This is a genomic window from Modestobacter sp. VKM Ac-2983 (assembly GCF_026967885.1).
In the GTDB taxonomy this organism is placed as follows: Bacteria; Actinomycetota; Actinomycetes; order Mycobacteriales; family Geodermatophilaceae; genus Modestobacter.
Genome location: NZ_JAPVBK010000004.1, coordinates 203,891 through 220,427 on the forward strand (window position 1 = coordinate 203,891; position 16,537 = coordinate 220,427).

Genomic DNA, 16,537 nt, shown 5'->3' on the forward strand with positions numbered 1-16,537 from the left:
CGAGGTCACCGGGGGCGCCGACTTCGCACGCTGCGCGCCTGATGCTCCTGAGACCGCAGAGCTCGGTACGTGACCCAGCCAGACGCTGTGGCCACTTCAGCGCAGAAGACGATGCGCCCCGGCCATGAGATCTGCGGGTTCGAGGTCGCCGCCGCCATGGCGAAGAAGGAGAGCACGCAGGCACCGGCCACCAGGGGGAACGACGGCGCAGCGTGCCCCCTGAGGTCAGAGCGCTTGCCGTCGACGTGATGAGTCACTCCGGCGAGCAACACTCCCGCCACGAGCCCCAGCGCGAAGCCGGGCACGACGCCATTGACGAGATTGTCGACGGACGCGCCGGGCAGGAGGAGCTGGGCCGTCGCTCCGGCAAGTGTGCCCAACAACGTCGACTCGACGATGGGCGCGCCGATCAACCGGTACCGGGACATCGCCCTGGATGACATCGGAGCAGCCCCCTCCGCCCCTCCCGACGAGGGCCTGACGGCTGTGGCGCAGCAGCAGCGGAGTGACCGCTGCTGAGCACGGCCACTCCCGCCGCGAACCCGATTCGGGTCTGCGGACATGTACGGGTGTGACCACCACACATCCCATCGAACGCGAGGGGCCTTCCCGCAATGTGCTCGCGAGGCGGCACTCATGAGTGACCATCCTCCGGGAGGAGCGTCCTCCATCCTCCGGGCGCCCGGGCAGCCGCTCAGCGACGAGCACGTGATCGTGGGGTCGGTCACCGACCCGGGGCAGTTCGCGATGCTCTTCGACCGCCACGCCCCGGCGGTGCACCGCTACCTGAGCCGACGGGTGGGCGACGTGGCCGACGATCTGCTGAGCGAGACGTTTCTCGTTGCGTTCCGCCGCCGCGCTGCCTACCGCGCCGAGCACGTCGAGGTCCGCCCCTGGCTGCTGGGCATCGCCACCCACCTGGTCCACGGCCAGCAGCGGACCGAACAACGTCGCTTGCGGGCGCTCGGCCGCACCGCTCTGCCTGCGCCTTCGCTGCCGGCCGACGACGACGATCTCTCCGACCGGCTGGCCGCCCAGGCGCTGCGCGGTCCGATCGCAGCTGCGCTGGCCGGTCTCAAGGCCGCTGACCGCGACGTCCTTCTGCTGTTTGCCTGGGAGCAGTTGAGCTACGAGGAGATCGCCGCCGTTCTGGACGTGCCGATCGGCACAGTCCGCTCGCGGCTGCATCGCGCCCGCCGTCAGACCCGCGCCGTCCTGGCCGACGCCCTTCCCGCTGAGGAGATCCGATGAACGAGATCACCCTGCTCCGCGACGCTGGCCCCGCGGCCACCCCGCTCACGGCCACCGCACTCCGCACTGCTCGAGCCGCCTTGCTCGAGGAGATCGCGGCCGCCTCCAGAACCGCGACCGCCCCGAGCGCCCAGCCGGAGCCTGCGTCGGTGCTAGCGGCCCGGCAGCTCGTGGAGGACGCCCGCGGACGCCGCGGCGCCACCGCGGTGGGCCGCCGGCGCCCGGGCCGCCGAGGCGTCCTACGAACCGGTACAGCGGTACTTGCTACCGCGGCTGCCGTGACGGCGGCACTGCTGGTCGCCGAACCCGACAATGCCGCTCTACTCCCGAACCAGGTCGCGCAGACAGACAGCATCAGGCTGGTCGACTTCGACCTGCCGACCCAGTCGCTGACCTTGCCTACGCCGCCGCCGGGGACCGCGGCTCCTACCTTGGGCGCCGACTCTGCCGGCGGGACCTCGATGACCTACACGAGCACCGAGAGCCCCCTCGACTTCGTGAACATCAGCGTGGGAACCGAGTCCGGATCCCCCGACGGCCCGGTCAGCTTCCCCGGGTCGGTGGCCGAGGACATCACCATCAACGGCTCACCCGCGGTGATCGTCGCTCCCACCCAGGACGAAGCGATCGCTGGTCTTACCTGGGAACGCCGGCCGGGACAGTGGGTGACGATCCAGGCGCAGGGCCGGTACGCCCAGCGAGACCTGCTGACGGGGATCGCCGCAGACCTGGTCGACGACCCCCTGGGCATGCCGGTGCAACTGCACCTGGCTCCGGCCGGGTACAGCCTCGACTTCTTCAAGGACAACGGTCGGATCGTGCGCCTGGCCGATGACACCGACCCGTCCCTGGGCCTGACCGTCCAACTGCTGTCCGCCGACGAGGTGATTTCCATCGACGAGCAACTGCCGAGCGTAGGCAGCAGGCGGGACGGGACGGTCGAAGACGTCACCGTTCAGGGGCAGCCTGCTCAGCTCGCCCGCACCGACCATGGGGGCGGCGGCGAGCACGGCTGGGTGCTCCAGGCGCTGCTGCCCGGGGGGAGGACCTTCGTGGTGGAGGCGCCGGAAGGCCTCACCTCCGAGCAAGTGGTGCAGATCGCCGACCAGGTGACCTACACGCCCTGACGGTGGCGGCCGGGCCGTCCCGAGAGGACGCCAGAGCCCGGCGCGGAGCCTTCGTGCATCTCGGCATCCGAGTAGCACAAGTGCTACCTTGCCGGTCATGGCCACTGTCGGGATCCGTGAGCTCCGCCAGCAGGCCTCCGACCTCATTCGACGGGTCGAGGCTGGGGAAGAGGTCACCGTCACTGTCGCCGGCCGTCCCAGTGTTCGTCTCATTCCCGCCAACGCACGCACCTGGCGTTCGTGGGCCGACGTCGAGGAGCTGTTCTCCGGACCCGCCGACCCGACGTGGCAGCAAGACCGTGAGCTCGTCGACGGGGAGGTCAGCGACCCGTGGGTGCCGCGGTGAGGGCTGTCCTGGACACCAGCGTCGTCATCGCCCGGGACGTCGGCCCATTGGCCGGTGAACTGGCCGTCAGCTCCGTGACGCTGGCCGAGCTGCACTTCGGTGTGCTCATCGCCGCCGACCCGGCGGTGCGGGCCGAGCGGCTGCGCCGCCTGTCCGTCCTGCAGGGGCGGTTCGACGCCCTGCCCGTCGACGAGTCCGTCGCGGCCAGCTACGGGCAGCTGGCCGCAGCGGTGGTCGCGGCAGGGCGTCGACCGCGTGCCCGGGCGATGGACCTGCTGATCGCCGCGACCGCGCACGCCCACGGCGCACGGCTCTACACCCGCAACGCGGCCGATCTGCAGGGGGCGGACGAACTCGTCGAGGTCGTCACAATCTGACGTTCATCGCGCCGCGGTGTCGGCTTGGATGCGCCGGATGACGTCTGCCAGGATGCCGGTGGCGAGGAGTCCCGAGCCGAGAGGGCCGGCCGAGTCCTCGCCCAGCGGCGGCAGTTGTCGCAGGGCCGTCCGGGTCGGTGCCGTCAGGCGGTGCAGCTGCCAGTGCACTTCGTGGAGCACGGCCTCGGGTTGCTCAGGTGCCGCGAGCCCGGCGGCCTTGGCGGCGTACGCGGCTGCGCCGAGGGCATGCGCGCCCATGTGGGCGACGGCGGCCGCCTGCGCCCCGGCTCGGGCCGCCGCAGCAGCGGCGGGTGAGGTGACCGCGCCGGCTGCTCGACCGGCGAGGAAGCGTCGGCGGATCTCTCCTGCGGTGTCGAGTTCGCCCCGGCCGAAGGCCCGGGTGCGGACGATGGCGTCGCGCATGCGGTCGTCATCGGGTGCGTCGGCCTCGAACAGCGGCAGGACGTGTTCGGCGCAGTCGGCGGCCCAGCCGGCGAGGAGTCGCCGGTCGGTTTCACTGAGCGTCTGGGGGCTGGGCACGTGGTCCTCGCTCAGCTCGACCGCTGGTACCGGGACCGCGCGCTCTCCCACGCGGCCGTCAGCAGTGCGCGCGTGAGGGCCGTGGTGCGCTCGCCGGGGTTGATGACGGCCAGCCAGCCCGCGCGGCCGTAGGTCGGGTGGGGACGCAGCGCGTCGGCAGCGGCGAGTTCGCTCCCGCCCGGTTGCGCACCGGTGTGCTCGGTGTCCTGCTGCTGGGCGAGGGCCCGGGCGGCGGCGTCCGTGCCGGCGTGGATGTTGACGCGGTAGGTCCCGGGGCGGTGCAGCTGGCTGCTGACGTCGTCGGGGTAGTCCTTGGTCACGATGGTGGCGAAGGGCTGGGTGGCCGCGGGAACCGTGCCGTCGGGGGAGTAGTAGACGAAGGAGTCGCCCCAGGCGATCTCGGGTGATCCGTCGCCCGGAGATGCTCTCCAGACCACCACCCCCTCCAGTGCGGTGACATGGGTGATGACGTCGTCTTCGGTCATTGCTCCAGGGTTGCAGTGAAGTCTTAGTGGAGACTTTGCTGCACCAGTGAGCGAGCGGCAGGGCCAAACCCTCCAACGGGCCGTTCTGCGGCCGGTGGACGTCGCGCGTGCTCTGGGCTGCTCGGTGCAGCTGGTGCGTGACCTGGAAGCGCAGGGAGTGCTCCCGGTCGCTGACCGCACCGACAGCGGCTACCGGCGCTACACGGAGCAGCACCTGGACGCCGGCCGCGCCTACCGCGCGTTCGCCGTGGGGATGGGACCGGTGGCCGCCAAGGCGGTCCTGCGGGCCTACCTCCGGGGAGAGGTGGCGACGGCGCTGGCGCTGCTGGATGCCGCCCACGCGCAGCTGCACCACGAGCGCTCGCTGCTGGAGCAGACCCGTCGCGCGCTCGACCACCTCGCCGCGGAACCGGTCCTGCCGACGCGGCCCGCCGACGCGATGGGGATCACCGAGCTGGCCGAAGCGCTGGGGATGCGCCCCTCGGCGCTGCGGCACTGGGAGGTCGAAGGCCTGCTCACCGCCGACCGCCAGGGGGCACGTGCGGCGAGGCGGTACAGCCCCGAACACGTGCGCGATGCCCGCGTCGTCCAGCAGCTGCGGGCCGCCGGATACCGCATCCCCGCGATCCGCCGCCTGCTGCCCGAATTGCGGCGCGCTGGGCGATCCGCCCGGGTCACGGCAGCCCTGGGCGACCGGGAGTCCACGCTGACGAACAGGTCCACAGCCCTGCTGAAGGGCACAGCATGCCTGTCGAAGGTCGCCTGGCCACCGCCCGGCGCGCACCGTGTCCGGGCTGCAGATCACCTACCCGGTGCACCAGGCCGCCGACATCCTTCGGGGCGAACGGAGTGATGGTTCGGCGGGGTCGCGTCCTGGTTCCAGCACTCGATCCTGAGACGACGAGCGATGACCCGTGCCGACAGCCCTTGACAGGCAAGTGAGCACTTCCCTATACCTGTGCCTGTGGACGCCGACTCGGACCTCTTCAGGGCCATGGGTGACGCCACACGACGCACGATCTTGGACGAGCTGATCGACCGGGACGGTCAGACGCTGTTCGAGATCTGCGGCCGATTGACCATGAAGCACGGCCTGACCTCGTCGCGTCAGGCCATCTCGCAGCACCTTGCGGTACTCGAACAGGCCGGGCTGGTGCACACCCGGCGGCAGGGCCGATACAAGTTCCACCACATCGACACGAGCCCGCTGCGCTCGATCGTCGAGCGGTGGCCCATCCACCGAGAGGACCCCGAGCCGTGATCCGGATCAACATCACCAGCGTGTTCGTCGACGACCAGGCCACAGCGCTCGCCTTCTACACCGACAAGCTGGGCTTCATCGCGAAGACCGATGTGCCCGTCGGTGAGCACCGCTGGCTCACCGTGGTCTCCCCAGCCGATCCTGACGGTGTCGAGCTGTTGTTGGAGCCGACCGGCCACCCTGCGGCCGGCCCCTTCAAAGAGGCCCTGGTCGCCGATGGCATCCCGTTCACCCAGTTCGCCGTCGACGACGTGTACGCCGAGGTCGAGCGGCTCAAGGCGCTGGGCGTGGAGTTCACCCAGGAGCCCACCGACTTCGGGCCGGTGGTCACCGCCGTCCTCGACGACACCTGCGGCAACCTGATCCAGCTCGCCACCATGAAGTCCTAGAGGTCAGGACTCGGTGGCGCGGCGGGACCTGGACGACTGAGCCGATCGTGAACCCCCGGCGCGGGCTGAGGCGACGAGGGCAACGGTGCGGTCGTCGTCGTGAGCCAGGGAGTGGCACCGCCCACCTCGCCAGCGGCGGGTACCGGCACTGCTTCCGACGACTGGGCGTCGGGCGCGTGGAGGTACGGCTCAGTTGGTCCAGGCGGTATGGCGGTGCTCGTCGTGGCCCCGGAGCAACCGCTGGTCAACAGGATCAGGCCCACAGCTGCAAGGGGCAGGGATCCCTGCCGCCGCCGGAAGAGACGTCGGCCACCCATGCGCCGCAGCTTGCCAGTCCCTCACCCAGCAGCCCTCCACGCACCGGATGATGCGTTGTCGTTCGCCCTGACGTGGCACCACCGGAGGTCGGATGGAGAATCGCGCACGTTCCACTCAGACTGACCTGCCGACAATGGTCCGCGACGTAGGGCGGCTGGCTGTTCTCTGGCGTCATCTCAGCTGGTCGGCAGGTGGCACGTCCGGAACTACCGTCGAGGACGTAGCTGCAATGCCAGCGAGCAGATGCTGCTCGCCACTGCTGCGACCAGCCATCCTGCATCTGAGAAGACACTGCCGGAGGTGCCGGTCTCGTCGGCGCGTACCCCGCTGCGGTAGCCGAGCACCATCCAGATCACCAGCAGTGCCGCACCGGACAGCGCAAAGGGGAGGACGCCCCGCCGCCGGGGGGTCTCGAAGATGCCTGCGGCGAGCGCGATGACGACGACGACCGCACCGATGGGCAACGGAGCCAAGGCGAGCAGGGACGGGACGTCCATGACTCCAGCATGCCCGGGATCTCTGGGGATCCTCCTCAGTGACACCGATCGGCGTGCGAGCGGCTGGCTGACGTACAGGATCCGCCTGTCGAGGCTCTCGGCCCCGGCTCTCGGTGGGGCGCCGGCAAGTCCACCTCCTGTCCGTGGAGACCCAGTTGGTCAGTCGTGGCGCCGGACGTGCTGGCGCACCGGCTTCGTCAGCAAGGGCAGTGCCTGGCCGAGGAAGCTGAGCGCCACGAGAACGGCGTAGGAGTCGGTCAGTGTGACCAGGCCGTAGATGACCACGCCGACGAACGCGCTCACGACGATCACCCCGCGAGCCACCCGACTGCGCGCCCGGTAGACGGCCACCAGCAGCAGACAGCCGACGGCGAGCCAGAACCGACCGGCCGCTCCCGAGTCCATGTGGCTGTAGTCGGTCAGGGCCGCCTGGAGCGCGAGGAAGAAGGCGGACAGCCCCAGTGGGATCAGCAGTCGAGTTCGGTCGGGAGGCGCCTGGACAGCGTCACCGGTCGATTCCCGGGCAGTTGCTGGCATCTGTGCATCGTGGCTCAGCCACTCGGCCGACGACAGGCCAGTGAGCACCACGAGGTGCCTCGCGTCAGTTCTTCGGGTTGGGACAGGTGGCGGACCTCGAGGCCCGTTCCAGCGTCAGAGCGGGACGGCGAGGCCCTCGGGGCTGGGCTGGGCCAGGGCCTCGGCGATCGCCTCCGGCATGGGCGCCAGCCCGGTCCCGGCCAGGACGACGTCCCGGGCGAAGCGGTGCCAGCGCTGGGACCGCCGGACCATGCCGTGCCCGCCTACGATGGTGAACCGGGCGACCCGGGCCTTCGCCCGGCGGGCCCGGACGGCGAACTCCGCGGACAGCCGCGGGGGCACCCAGCGGTCGCCGCGCCCGTGCAGGATCACCACGGTCTGACCACCCAGGTGCATCACCGGCTCGCCGGGTGGGGTCCACGGGGCCAGGGCGCAGACCGCGGTCACCGAGGGCTCCCCGCCCGCCCGGAGCGCGGCCCGGCCGCCCATCGAGTGCCCGACCAGCACGATCGGGACGTCGGTGCCGTGCTCCTCGCGCAGCTGCGCGATCGCCCAGCGGACGTCCTGGTAGGCGTCGGCGGCCTCCCCGTTCCAGCCGGCGACCCGGTAGCGCAGCAGCGCGGTGGCGATGCCCTGGTCGGCGGTGGTGGCGTGCACGTACTGCTCGAAGGCCCGCATCCGGACCAATGAGAGCGCCCGGGTCTTCGGCGGCTCGATGCTGGCGGGGGTTCCGCCGTGACAGAAGAGGGCGATGCCCCGGGTCTCCCCGACCGCCCGCCGCTGTTCCAGCTCGGGGGAGCGAGGGTCGGGGCGGTCGGCGTCGGGGCTGGGGGATTCGGTCACGTCGTCCTCGGGGTGGTGGCTGCGGTCAGCGGCGCCGCTTGCCGCCCAGCTTCACACGCGCCTTCTCGCCGAGGTCACCGGCCTTGAGCAGCCCGTTGCTGATCGCCGAGGGGCCCCTGCGCTTCTCCAGGGTCTGGCCCAGGTTGCGCAGCACCTTGGTGGCCAGCGGAGCGATGACGGTGAGGATGACCCACATGCGGAGACGGCGGGTGAGGAAGAGCCACATGATCAGCACTCTGCCCGGATCCGGCCTCCGTCAACCGATCGGCCGCGAGCCTCCGCATGATCACCACGGCCTGAGGGCTGCCTCGGTGGGCCGGAGACAGCCATGGGCCCGAGGTGATCATGGAAGCCGACTCAGAACGGGTCGGGCGCCAGCCGGACGACCATCTTCCCGGTGTTCCCCCCGCTGAGCAGCGCCCGGAACGCGTCGACGGCGGAGTCCAGCCCGTCGACCACCGTCTCCCGGGCCACGACCGAGCCGTCCCGCAGCCACCCCGACACTGCACCGATGAACTCCGGCCGCAGGTCGGCGTGGTCGCCGACGATGAACCCGCGGAGCGACAGCCGCTTGCCGACGATCAGCCCCAGGTTCCGCGGCCCGGGAGGCGCAGCAACAGCGTTGTAGCCGGAGATCGCCCCGCACAGCGCGGCCCGCCCGTAGGTGTTGAAGGCGCCGATCGCCGCCTCCAGGTGCTCCCCGCCCACGTTGTCGAAGAACACGTCGATCCCCTCGGGCGCAGCGGCACCGAGCAGCTCGGCGACCGCGCCGTCGTGGTAGTCGAACGCCGCGGAGAAGCCCAGCTCCTCGCGCAGCCAGCGCACCTTCTCCGGCGTCCCGGTGCTGCCCACCACCTGCGATGCGCCGCGCAGCCGGGCGAACTGGCCGACCAGGCTGCCGACCGCCCCAGCGGCGCCGGAGACGAAGACGGCGTCCCCCTCGCGGAAGTCGGCCAGCCGGAACAGCCCCGCCCAGGCGGTGAGACCCGGCATACCGAGCACGCCCAGGTACAGCGAGAGCGGCAGGCCGGGGAGCGGCTCGACGACGGAGACGTGCGTGGCCGGGAGGACGGCGACGTCCCGCCAGCCCTGGCCGTGCAGCACCAGCGCGCCCTCGGGGACGGCGTCGGACCGTGAGGCGACCACCTGCCCGACCGCCCCGCCCTGCATCGTCTCGCCGAGCTCCCAGCTGGCGGCGTAGGACTTGGCGGCGCTCATCCGGCCGCGCATGTACGGGTCGACCGACATCGCGATGGTCTGCACCACGACCTCACCGGGCGCGGGGTCGGGCCGGTCGACGGTCACCAGCCGGAAGTCCTCGGCCGCGGGCTCGCCGTGCGGGCGCCGGAGCAGCTGCCACTCACGCGCGGAGACGCTCATCGGGGGAAGTCCGGCTCGTTGCGGGGGATCACGAACGCCTCGGGGACGAAGCTGGTGTCGGGCATGGTGACCATGGTGAGCACCATCCGGGCCACGTCGGACGGCGGCATCATCCGGTGCGCCGGGATTCCCCAACGCTCCATCATCGGGGTGTCCATCGCGGCCGGCACGATGCTGTGCACCCGCGCCGGGAAGGGCACCTCGGTGCCGTCCGCGCTGACCGTGCCCTTCTCCCGCAGCTCCCGCTGGATGCACCGGGTCGCGCTGCGGAAGGCGGCCTTGGAGCTGTTGTAGGCGATCGCGCCGCTGCCGGAGGTCACCGCGGACAGCGACGTCACGTGCACCACGTCGGCGAGGGTGTCGGCCGGGCGGTGCTGGACGGTCTTGAGGAACTCGCTGGTCAGGAAGACCGGGCCCTCGCAGTTCACCGCCTGCACCATCCGGTAGTCGGCCAGGTCGATGTCGGTGATGTAGCCGGGGCGGTCGATGCCCGCGACGTTGACCAGCAGGTCGAAGGCGTCACCGTGCCGGGCGAACAGGTCGGCGACCACCCGGCGGCGGGCGTCGTCGTCGGTGACGTCGAGCGCGACCACCTCGGCGTCCCGGCCGATCGTGGCGCGGGTCTTCTCCGCTCCGTCGGTGTCGACGTCGCCGAGCGCGACCGTGGCCCCCGCCTCGGCCAGGGCGACCGCGACCGCGCGGCCCAGGCCGCTGGCCGCGCCGGTCACCAGGGCCACCCGGCCCGTCAACTGATCTCCGGTCTGCTGTGTCGTCTGCACCGGGCCACCTTCGCTGACCCCGACCGAGCCCGCAGGGCGGACCTACGATCGCAACATGTTCTTCTCCCGCACCAAGACCCAGCCGGTCACCGCTGCGGACGCCCTGACCGGCCGTTCCGAGCCGCTGCCCGGCGTCCCCGAGGTGCACGCGGTCAACGGCAACCGCATCCAGCCGCCCTTCCCCGCGGGCCTGCAGACCGCCGTCTTCGGCGCAGGCTGCTTCTGGGGAGTCGAGAAGGTGTTCTGGGAGACCCCGGGCGTGTACTCGACCGCCGCGGGCTACGCCGGCGGGTACACCCCGAACCCCACGTACGAGGAGGTGTGCTCGGCGCGCACCGGGCACACCGAGGCCGTGCTGGTCGTCTTCGACCCGGCGGTCATCTCCTACGACCGGCTGCTGAAGGAGTTCTGGGAGGAGCACGACCCGACCCAGGGCATGCGCCAGGGCAACGACATCGGCACCCAGTACCGCTCGGCCGTCTACACACAGGGCCCGGAGCAGGAGGCGGCCGCCACGGTCAGCCGCGATGTGTTCCAGGAGCGCCTGACGGCGGCCGGCTACGGCGAGATCACCACCGAGATCGCCCCCCTCGGTGACTTCTTCTACGCCGAGAGCCTCCACCAGCAATACCTCTACAAGGTGCCGGGCGGCTACTGCCCGGTGAACTCCACCGGCGTCAGCTGCCCGGTCGGCCTCCCCGGCGTCTAGCCGCCGGGCCTCCTCGATAGCGTCGGGCGGAGTCCCGCCAGTCGAGGAGGCCTGTGATGGACGCGCTGCGCACACCCGAGGACCGGTTCACCGACCTGCCGGAGTTCGCCTACGAGCCCCGGTACGTCGAGGTGGACGACGGGGACGGCGGCCGGCTGCAGGTCGCCGTCCTCGTCGAGGGCCCGGACGACGGCGAGACGGTGCTGCTGCTGCACGGCGAGCCGTCCTGGTCGTTCCTCTACCGCCGGATGATCCCGGTGCTGACGGCGGCCGGGCTGCGCGTCGTCGTCCCCGACCTGGTCGGCTTCGGCCGCTCCGACAAGCCCACCGAGCTGACCGACTACACGTACGCCCGGCACGTGGGCTGGCTGCGGCAGGCGCTGCTGGAGGAGCTGCGGCTCACCGATCTGACCCTCGTCTGCCAGGACTGGGGCGGTCTGCTCGGGCTGCGCCTGGTGGCCGAGCACCCCGACCGGTTCGCCCGGGTCGTCGTCGCCAACACCGGCCTGCCCACCGGCGACCACCCGATGAGCGAGGCGTTCCTGGCCTGGCAGCGTGCGGCGGCCGGCATGACGGACATGCAGGTGGGCCGGATCATCTCCAACGGCACGGCGACGGAGATGGCGCCCGAGGTGGTGGCGGCCTACGACGCCCCGTTCCCCGACAGCCGCTACAAGGCCGGCGCCCGGGTGTTCCCGTCGCTGGTGCCCACGAGCCCCGACGACCCAGCGGCCGCGGCCAACCGGGCCGCCTGGGGTGTGCTGCGCACCTGGGAGAAGCCGTTCCTGACGGCGTTCTCCGACAGCGACCCGATCACCGGCGGCGGCGACGCGGTGTTCCAGAAGCTGGTGCCCGGCGCGCAGGGCATGCCGCACACCACGCTGGCCGGGGGCGGGCACTTCCTCCAGGAGGACGTCGGCCCACAGCTGGCCCAGGTGGTCGTCGACCTGGTCGCGGCCACGCCCCGGTAGCGCCAGTCGAAGACTGGACGGACCTCGGGGAACCGTCGCTGTCGAGCTGACCGCGCAGCAGTTCGACGTACCAGGCATCCGCCAGTTCGAGGCCTGGCAACTCGTCGAGATCCGATCGCCTGGATGTTCGGCTTCACCCAGTCCTACGACCAGGGGACCGCGGACGCCTGGCGCACGGGGGAATGAGCGACTGGACTGGTGGGGACGGCGGGCAGCCGAAGCGGCCCATCAACGTCGCTGGTCCTTCGATTCGGGCCGTTGATTTCGGGCACGGCTTCTGGGCCGGTTGACTCGTCGGTCGACCTGCACGAACGTCGGACGAGTCAAGGGGTGCCCAAGGAGGCCGAGAAACGGGTGGTTGTGAGCTGCAGTCTCGGAACCCGTTTCTGGTCACGCAGAGCAGGATGGCCGTTTCCGCTGGTTGCTCTCGGCAGAACGGCCAGTAGCCGGCCGGTCGGCTGCGGCAGGACGCAGCGCTCACCTTGGGCTACTGGCGGCTCTGCATGCCGAGAACGCTGATGTACCGGTCAGTCCGCTAACGGGCGTTCGAGCTCTTGGGCGGCGTGGCGAGCTCGGACTTCGTTCGGACGGGCGGACGGTCCCGGCCCAAGACGCGCCGGGAAGTTCGGTCAGCAGCTACTAGACAGGCGCTCTAAGTAGAGGCACTATCAAGGTGTGCCGACCGGACCGCAGCCCAGCGAGTGGCTCCGCGGGGTCCTCGAGCTGTGCGTCTTGCGAGTCATGGCTGATGGGCCCACCTACGGCTATGCCATCGCCGGTCGGCTGGCCGACGCGGGCTTCGGCGACATCAAGGGCGGCACGCTCTACCCGCTGCTGGCCCGGCTCGAGAAGAACGAGCTGGTCATCGTCGACTGGCGGACCGGTGACACCGGTCCGGGGCGCAAGTACTTCACCCTCACCGACGCCGGCCGCGCCGAGCTGGAGCACGGCCTCACCCGGTGGGAGGCGTTCTCGGCCCGGGTCGGCGTCCACCTTGCCGCGGGCGGCGACGCCTTCGTCCACTCCACCCACTCCTCAAGGAGTTCAGCATGAGCGAGTCCCCCGGCGTGCAGGCCGCACCGCAGGAGGTTTGGGAGCGTCCGTTCGTCCGGGCCCACAAGGAGTGGTGCGGTGCGTTCGTGCTCGAGCTGCGGCTGCGAGACGTCCCCGGTCCGGTGATCGGGGAGCGCCTGGGCGAGGTGGAGGGCCACTGCACGGAGACCGGTGAATCCCCATCGGCAGCGTTCGGTGATCCCACCGAATACGCCCGGGAGATCGATGCGGAGAGCTCTCCCGAGCGCGTGTCCGGGGTGTGGACCATCGCCGCTCTCGGCGCCGGTCAGGTGCTGGCCATGCTCGTCGGCACCGCTGCGATCCGAAACTGGGTCAGTGGTGAGCCACTGACCTACAACCTGGTGCAGCTCGGCTGTCTCGCCGTGGTCGCGGCCGCGCTGCTGTGCCTACCTCGAGTGCTGCGCCCGCTGATGGCGCGCCCTTGGGTGGTGGGCACCGCCCTCTTCGCCCTCTTCGCCGTGGTCGCCGCGGCTGGTGTCGGAGTCGCAGCAGCCAGTGGAACTTCGTCAGCGACCGTTGTTCCGGTATCACCGGCAGTGATCGCGATCGGCCTCTTCATGGTGGTGCTCGCCCTGTCCTGGCTCGAGTACCGCGAGCTGACTCGTGACTCCGCCGACGATCTCGTCACCTCCCCCCTCGCCCCTGAGCCGCGAGCGAACGTGGCAGCCCAGCGCTCGGGCTGGATCGCCTTGCTGCCGGCCCTGATGATCCCCACCTACTACCTTGCGGTGGGGATCCTCTCCTGGGTCTTCGGCTGAAGCACGTGAACCAGTCCGACGACGTGCCGCGTTGAGGCGACAGCGTTCCGCCGCCAGTTGTCGGACTGGTCTCGATCTGATCGCCTGCCGTCGCTGAGTCGCGCACGACGCGTGCCACCAGCCAGGGCGACACGCGCGAAGCACCTTTCCATCACCCGCGGGCTCTCGAAGATCGAGCCGGCTCTCCTGGCGCATCGGGTGAGGCAATCGTGAACCGCACCCGCAGGGGCGCCAGCGCTTACCGTCCCGAAGACGGTCAGGTTCCGGGCAGTCCGTCAACGGGTTCCTCGCCCATCGCGAGGCGGGCAACCGCATCCACACCTACGTCGTCCTCGACCGCTCGCTGGAGTGGTTCGCCGGCATCGACTTCGCCGACGCCGACACCACGAAGGCGGTCATCGCCGCCGAGTTCGACGACTGGGCACCCGCCCTCGTCTCCCTCATCGCCGATGCCGACTCCGCCCCGGTCCTGCGCAGCATCCATCAGCTGCCTGACCGCCACCGGTGGGAGCGGATCCCCGGCGTGACCCTGATCGGCGATGCCGCCCACGTGACCCTCCCCGGAGGCGAGGGCGCGAACGTCGCCATGCTCGACGGCGCCGAGCTCAGCCAGGCGATCGCCGCGCACCGCGACGACATCGAGACCGCCCTCGGCGCCTACGAGGAGGTCATGTTCGTCCGCGCCGAGGAGGAAGCCGTCGCCGCACGCGAGACGATCGACCTCATCTTCGGTGCCGGCACACCCCACGGGCTCGTCGACCTCTTCAGCGCTGACCCCACAGCCGAGCAGGGCTGGCTGCTCGACATCACGCCCGAACTCGTCCCTGCTGGTCAGCCCGGCGCTCCGGGTCTGGTCAACGACGGCCAGCCCCTCGGTCCCGTGCTGCACCGAGCCGATGCCCATCCGCATCGGGCGGTCGCCGAACCACTGGCGCCGGGCAGGCGCGCGGTGTCGGGCACGGGATCGCCCAGGGCTGGTCTCCCGCTGCCCGTGGAGCCACTGTCGGCAGTACGCAGATCGGCAACCGGAGCGCCTTTCCCGAACAAGATCACCCGATCAGGCGTACGGGGCGGTGTCGGGCCCGGCCGGGCGGCCCGGCACAGTGGACGCGTGGTCCCCGACGAACTGTTCGCCCAGCTCCGCCGCGAGCCCGACGTCGACGCGCCTGAACTGGTCGCCGTCGACGCGACCGACCGCCTGCTGCTCGACGAGGCGGCCGAGCTGATCCGGCAGCACCCGGACGGCGTGGTCGTGATCGACGACTCGCACGGCGCCCTCACCCTGGGCGCGGTGGCGCTGCACGGCGCGACCGGCGTCCGGGTGCACCAGGACCTGCTGGTCGGCGAGCTGGCCCTGGCCGGCAACGCCGAGCGCACCGGGCACGCCGGCACCTACCGGTCACTGCCGCTGGGCGCCGAGCTGGTGCGCGGGGCCCGGGTGGTGCTGGCACAGGCGCCCAAGGGGCTGGACGCGCTCCGCGAGCTGGCCGAGGTGGTCGCCGCCGACGCCGACCCCGACGTCACCCTCCTGGTCGGCGGGCGGGTCAAGCACATGACCCACGCGATGAACGACGTCCTGGGCGAGAGCTTCAGCGACGTGCACGCGACCCGGGGCCGGCAGAAGTCCCGGCTGCTGGTCGCCCGGGGGCCGCAGCCGCGCCCGTCGTCCTTCCCCGTCTGCCGGGAGCACGCCGACCTCGGCCTGACCGTGTGCGCCCACGGCGCGGCCTTCGCCGGTGCGAAGGTCGACCGGGGCACCCGGGCGCTGCTCCGGTCGCTCCCCGGTGCGGTGCCGGACGCCGCGACGGCACTGGACCTCGGCAGCGGCACCGGGGTGCTGGCCGTCGGGCTGGCCATGGCGCGGCCCGGGCTGTCGGTCGTCGCGTCCGACCAGTCGGCGGCGGCCTGCGCCTCGGCCGCCGCGACGGTGGCCGCCAACGGGCTGACCGGCCGGGTCACCGTCACCCGGGACGACGCCGCCGGCAGCGTCCCGGACGGCAGCGTCGACCTCGTCGTCTGCAACCCGCCGTTCCACCTCGGCGTCGCCGTGCACGCCGCCGCCGCGGAACGGCTGTTCGACGCCGCGGCCCGGGTGCTGCGGCCGGGCGGCGAGCTGTGGTGCGTCTACAACAGCCACCTGCCGCACCGCGACGCGCTCCGCCGGATCGTCGGCCCCACCCGCCAGGTGACCCGCGACCCCACGTTCACCGTCACGGCGTCCACCCGCCGTTAGGCCGGTTCCTCCTTCAGTGGCCGCTGCCGCCGCGGGAGACGACCGGCGGGAGGGTCGACCACGGGAAGTCGATCCAGGCGTCGGTGTGCTTCCAGGTGTAGTCGCACCGCACCAGTGACCGCGGCTTCTCGTAGACCACGGCGGTGCGCACCTCGGTGACGTGGCCGGCGCAGAACTCCTTGACCAGTTCCAGGGTCTTGCCGGTGTCGGCGACGTCGTCGGCGATCAGCACCTTCGTGCCGGTCAGGTCGACGACGTCGAGCGTCGGCGGCAGCACCACCGGCAGCTCCAGCCGCTCGTCGACGCCGGTGTAGAACTCGACGTTCATCACGAAGAGGTTCTTCACGTCCAGCGCGTAGCCGAGTGCGCCGCCGAGGAAGAGCCCGCCGCGGGCGATGGACAGGATCAGGTCCGGTTCGAACCCGCTGTCGGCGACCTGCTGGGCCAGCTCCCGGGCCGCCCGGCCGAAGTCCTCGTAGGTCAGGGTCTCCCGCTCGTCGCTCACGCCCGCATCTTGGCAGGCCCTGGGCGCATCGGCCGATGAGCCGATGAACGTGTGATGCACAAGACGAACGTGCACGGCTGGTCGCCGGTGTGTTGCGGTTCGGATGTGCTAACCGATCTCGACTGGAAACCGTCCGGTCTCGGTCGACAACGGAGGT

23 protein-coding genes are annotated in these 16,537 nt (G+C 71.3%); 12 read left to right on the top strand and 11 right to left on the bottom strand.

What is annotated here, in order from left to right:
• Positions 1 to 5 precede the first annotated feature (5 nt).
• The gene (locus tag O2W18_RS18165; RefSeq protein WP_269188838.1) at positions 6 to 428 is read right to left on the bottom strand and encodes a hypothetical protein; all 423 of its coding nucleotides are present in this window, start codon (positions 426 to 428) and stop codon (positions 6 to 8) included.
• 280 nt (positions 429 to 708) lie between these two features.
• Here O2W18_RS18165 and O2W18_RS18170 point away from each other — a divergent pair, with 280 nt between their 5' ends.
• The 4 genes from O2W18_RS18170 to O2W18_RS18185 all read left to right on the top strand — a co-directional run bounded on the left by O2W18_RS18170 (position 709) and on the right by O2W18_RS18185 (position 3,101).
• Positions 709 to 1,251, top strand: coding sequence for an RNA polymerase sigma factor (locus O2W18_RS18170; protein ID WP_269188839.1), 543 nt, complete (start codon positions 709 to 711; stop codon positions 1,249 to 1,251).
• 278 nt (positions 1,252 to 1,529) lie between these two features.
• Complete coding sequence (locus tag O2W18_RS18175) at positions 1,530 to 2,378, top strand: hypothetical protein (protein WP_269188840.1); 849 nt, start codon at positions 1,530 to 1,532, stop codon at positions 2,376 to 2,378.
• Positions 2,379 to 2,475: 97 nt separating this feature from the next.
• A complete protein-coding gene (locus O2W18_RS18180; protein WP_269188841.1) occupies positions 2,476 to 2,724 on the top strand; it encodes a type II toxin-antitoxin system Phd/YefM family antitoxin in 249 nt (82 codons plus the stop codon).
• Positions 2,721 to 3,101 (top strand): PIN domain-containing protein, encoded by a 381-nt coding sequence (locus tag O2W18_RS18185; protein WP_269188842.1) that lies wholly within the window; start codon positions 2,721 to 2,723, stop codon positions 3,099 to 3,101. The genes O2W18_RS18180 and O2W18_RS18185 overlap by 4 nt, the downstream gene beginning before the upstream one ends.
• Positions 3,102 to 3,104: 3 nt before the next feature.
• On the opposite strand, the gene O2W18_RS18190 is transcribed toward O2W18_RS18185, so the two are convergent.
• Together O2W18_RS18190 and O2W18_RS18195 are read right to left on the bottom strand one after the other, a co-directional pair.
• Positions 3,105 to 3,641, bottom strand: coding sequence for a putative immunity protein (locus tag O2W18_RS18190; RefSeq protein WP_269188843.1), 537 nt, complete (start codon positions 3,639 to 3,641; stop codon positions 3,105 to 3,107).
• A gap of 11 nt (positions 3,642 to 3,652) precedes the next feature.
• Entirely contained in the window at positions 3,653 to 4,126 is a 474-nt protein-coding gene (locus O2W18_RS18195) for a DUF6194 family protein (protein WP_269188844.1), read from the bottom strand.
• Between the two features lie 94 nt (positions 4,127 to 4,220).
• Between O2W18_RS18195 and O2W18_RS18200 the strand changes: the two genes are divergently transcribed.
• The 3 genes from O2W18_RS18200 (at position 4,221) to O2W18_RS18210 (ending at position 5,776) form a co-directional block, all read left to right on the top strand.
• The gene (locus tag O2W18_RS18200) at positions 4,221 to 4,979 is read left to right on the top strand and encodes a MerR family transcriptional regulator (protein WP_269188963.1); all 759 of its coding nucleotides are present in this window, start codon (positions 4,221 to 4,223) and stop codon (positions 4,977 to 4,979) included.
• Between the two features lie 111 nt (positions 4,980 to 5,090).
• Complete coding sequence (locus tag O2W18_RS18205) at positions 5,091 to 5,387, top strand: ArsR/SmtB family transcription factor (RefSeq protein WP_269188845.1); 297 nt, start codon at positions 5,091 to 5,093, stop codon at positions 5,385 to 5,387.
• A complete protein-coding gene (locus O2W18_RS18210) occupies positions 5,384 to 5,776 on the top strand; it encodes a VOC family protein (protein ID WP_269188846.1) in 393 nt (130 codons plus the stop codon). Before O2W18_RS18205 ends, O2W18_RS18210 begins: the two co-directional genes overlap by 4 nt.
• Positions 5,777 to 6,300: 524 nt before the next feature.
• On the opposite strand, the gene O2W18_RS18215 is transcribed toward O2W18_RS18210, so the two are convergent.
• The 6 genes from O2W18_RS18215 to O2W18_RS18240 form a co-directional block, all read right to left on the bottom strand.
• Positions 6,301 to 6,591 (bottom strand): hypothetical protein, encoded by a 291-nt coding sequence (locus O2W18_RS18215; RefSeq protein ID WP_269188847.1) that lies wholly within the window; start codon positions 6,589 to 6,591, stop codon positions 6,301 to 6,303.
• A 159-nt stretch (positions 6,592 to 6,750) separates the two neighbouring features.
• Positions 6,751 to 7,128: a hypothetical protein gene (locus O2W18_RS18220; RefSeq protein ID WP_269188848.1), complete on the bottom strand. Its 378-nt coding sequence runs from the start codon at positions 7,126 to 7,128 to the stop codon at positions 6,751 to 6,753.
• A 114-nt stretch (positions 7,129 to 7,242) separates the two neighbouring features.
• Positions 7,243 to 7,971, bottom strand: coding sequence for an alpha/beta hydrolase (locus tag O2W18_RS18225; protein ID WP_269188849.1), 729 nt, complete (start codon positions 7,969 to 7,971; stop codon positions 7,243 to 7,245).
• Between the two features lie 25 nt (positions 7,972 to 7,996).
• Positions 7,997 to 8,197, bottom strand: a complete 201-nt coding sequence (locus O2W18_RS18230) for a hypothetical protein (protein WP_269188850.1) — start codon at positions 8,195 to 8,197, stop codon at positions 7,997 to 7,999.
• Between the two features lie 131 nt (positions 8,198 to 8,328).
• Positions 8,329 to 9,351 carry an NADP-dependent oxidoreductase gene (locus O2W18_RS18235; protein ID WP_269188851.1) on the bottom strand — a complete coding sequence of 341 codons (1,023 nt, stop codon included), beginning with the start codon at positions 9,349 to 9,351 and terminating at the stop codon, positions 8,329 to 8,331.
• Positions 9,348 to 10,130, bottom strand: a complete 783-nt coding sequence (locus O2W18_RS18240) for an SDR family NAD(P)-dependent oxidoreductase (protein ID WP_269188852.1) — start codon at positions 10,128 to 10,130, stop codon at positions 9,348 to 9,350. Before O2W18_RS18240 ends, O2W18_RS18235 begins: the two co-directional genes overlap by 4 nt.
• Before the next feature lie 55 nt (positions 10,131 to 10,185).
• On the opposite strand from O2W18_RS18240, the gene msrA reads away from it, so the two are divergent.
• The 4 genes from msrA to O2W18_RS18260 all read left to right on the top strand — a co-directional run bounded on the left by msrA (position 10,186) and on the right by O2W18_RS18260 (position 13,642).
• Positions 10,186 to 10,839: a peptide-methionine (S)-S-oxide reductase MsrA gene (gene msrA / locus O2W18_RS18245; RefSeq protein WP_269188853.1), complete on the top strand. Its 654-nt coding sequence runs from the start codon at positions 10,186 to 10,188 to the stop codon at positions 10,837 to 10,839.
• Positions 10,840 to 10,895: 56 nt separating this feature from the next.
• Entirely contained in the window at positions 10,896 to 11,810 is a 915-nt protein-coding gene (locus O2W18_RS18250) for a haloalkane dehalogenase (RefSeq protein ID WP_269188854.1), read from the top strand.
• A gap of 741 nt (positions 11,811 to 12,551) precedes the next feature.
• A complete protein-coding gene (locus O2W18_RS18255; RefSeq protein WP_269188855.1) occupies positions 12,552 to 12,863 on the top strand; it encodes a PadR family transcriptional regulator in 312 nt (103 codons plus the stop codon).
• Positions 12,860 to 13,642 (top strand): hypothetical protein, encoded by a 783-nt coding sequence (locus O2W18_RS18260; RefSeq protein WP_269188856.1) that lies wholly within the window; start codon positions 12,860 to 12,862, stop codon positions 13,640 to 13,642. Before O2W18_RS18255 ends, O2W18_RS18260 begins: the two co-directional genes overlap by 4 nt.
• Positions 13,643 to 13,898: 256 nt before the next feature.
• Here O2W18_RS18260 and O2W18_RS21790 read toward each other — a convergent pair whose 3' ends face one another.
• Positions 13,899 to 14,192, bottom strand: coding sequence for a hypothetical protein (locus tag O2W18_RS21790; protein ID WP_442929150.1), 294 nt, complete (start codon positions 14,190 to 14,192; stop codon positions 13,899 to 13,901).
• Between the two features lie 561 nt (positions 14,193 to 14,753).
• Between O2W18_RS21790 and O2W18_RS18270 the strand changes: the two genes are divergently transcribed.
• Positions 14,754 to 15,875, top strand: a complete 1,122-nt coding sequence (locus tag O2W18_RS18270; protein ID WP_269188858.1) for a class I SAM-dependent methyltransferase — start codon at positions 14,754 to 14,756, stop codon at positions 15,873 to 15,875.
• A gap of 13 nt (positions 15,876 to 15,888) precedes the next feature.
• Here the strand turns inward: O2W18_RS18270 and O2W18_RS18275 are convergent, their stop codons facing one another.
• Entirely contained in the window at positions 15,889 to 16,380 is a 492-nt protein-coding gene (locus O2W18_RS18275) for a phosphoribosyltransferase (RefSeq protein ID WP_269188859.1), read from the bottom strand.
• Between the last annotated feature and the right edge of the window lie 157 nt (positions 16,381 to 16,537).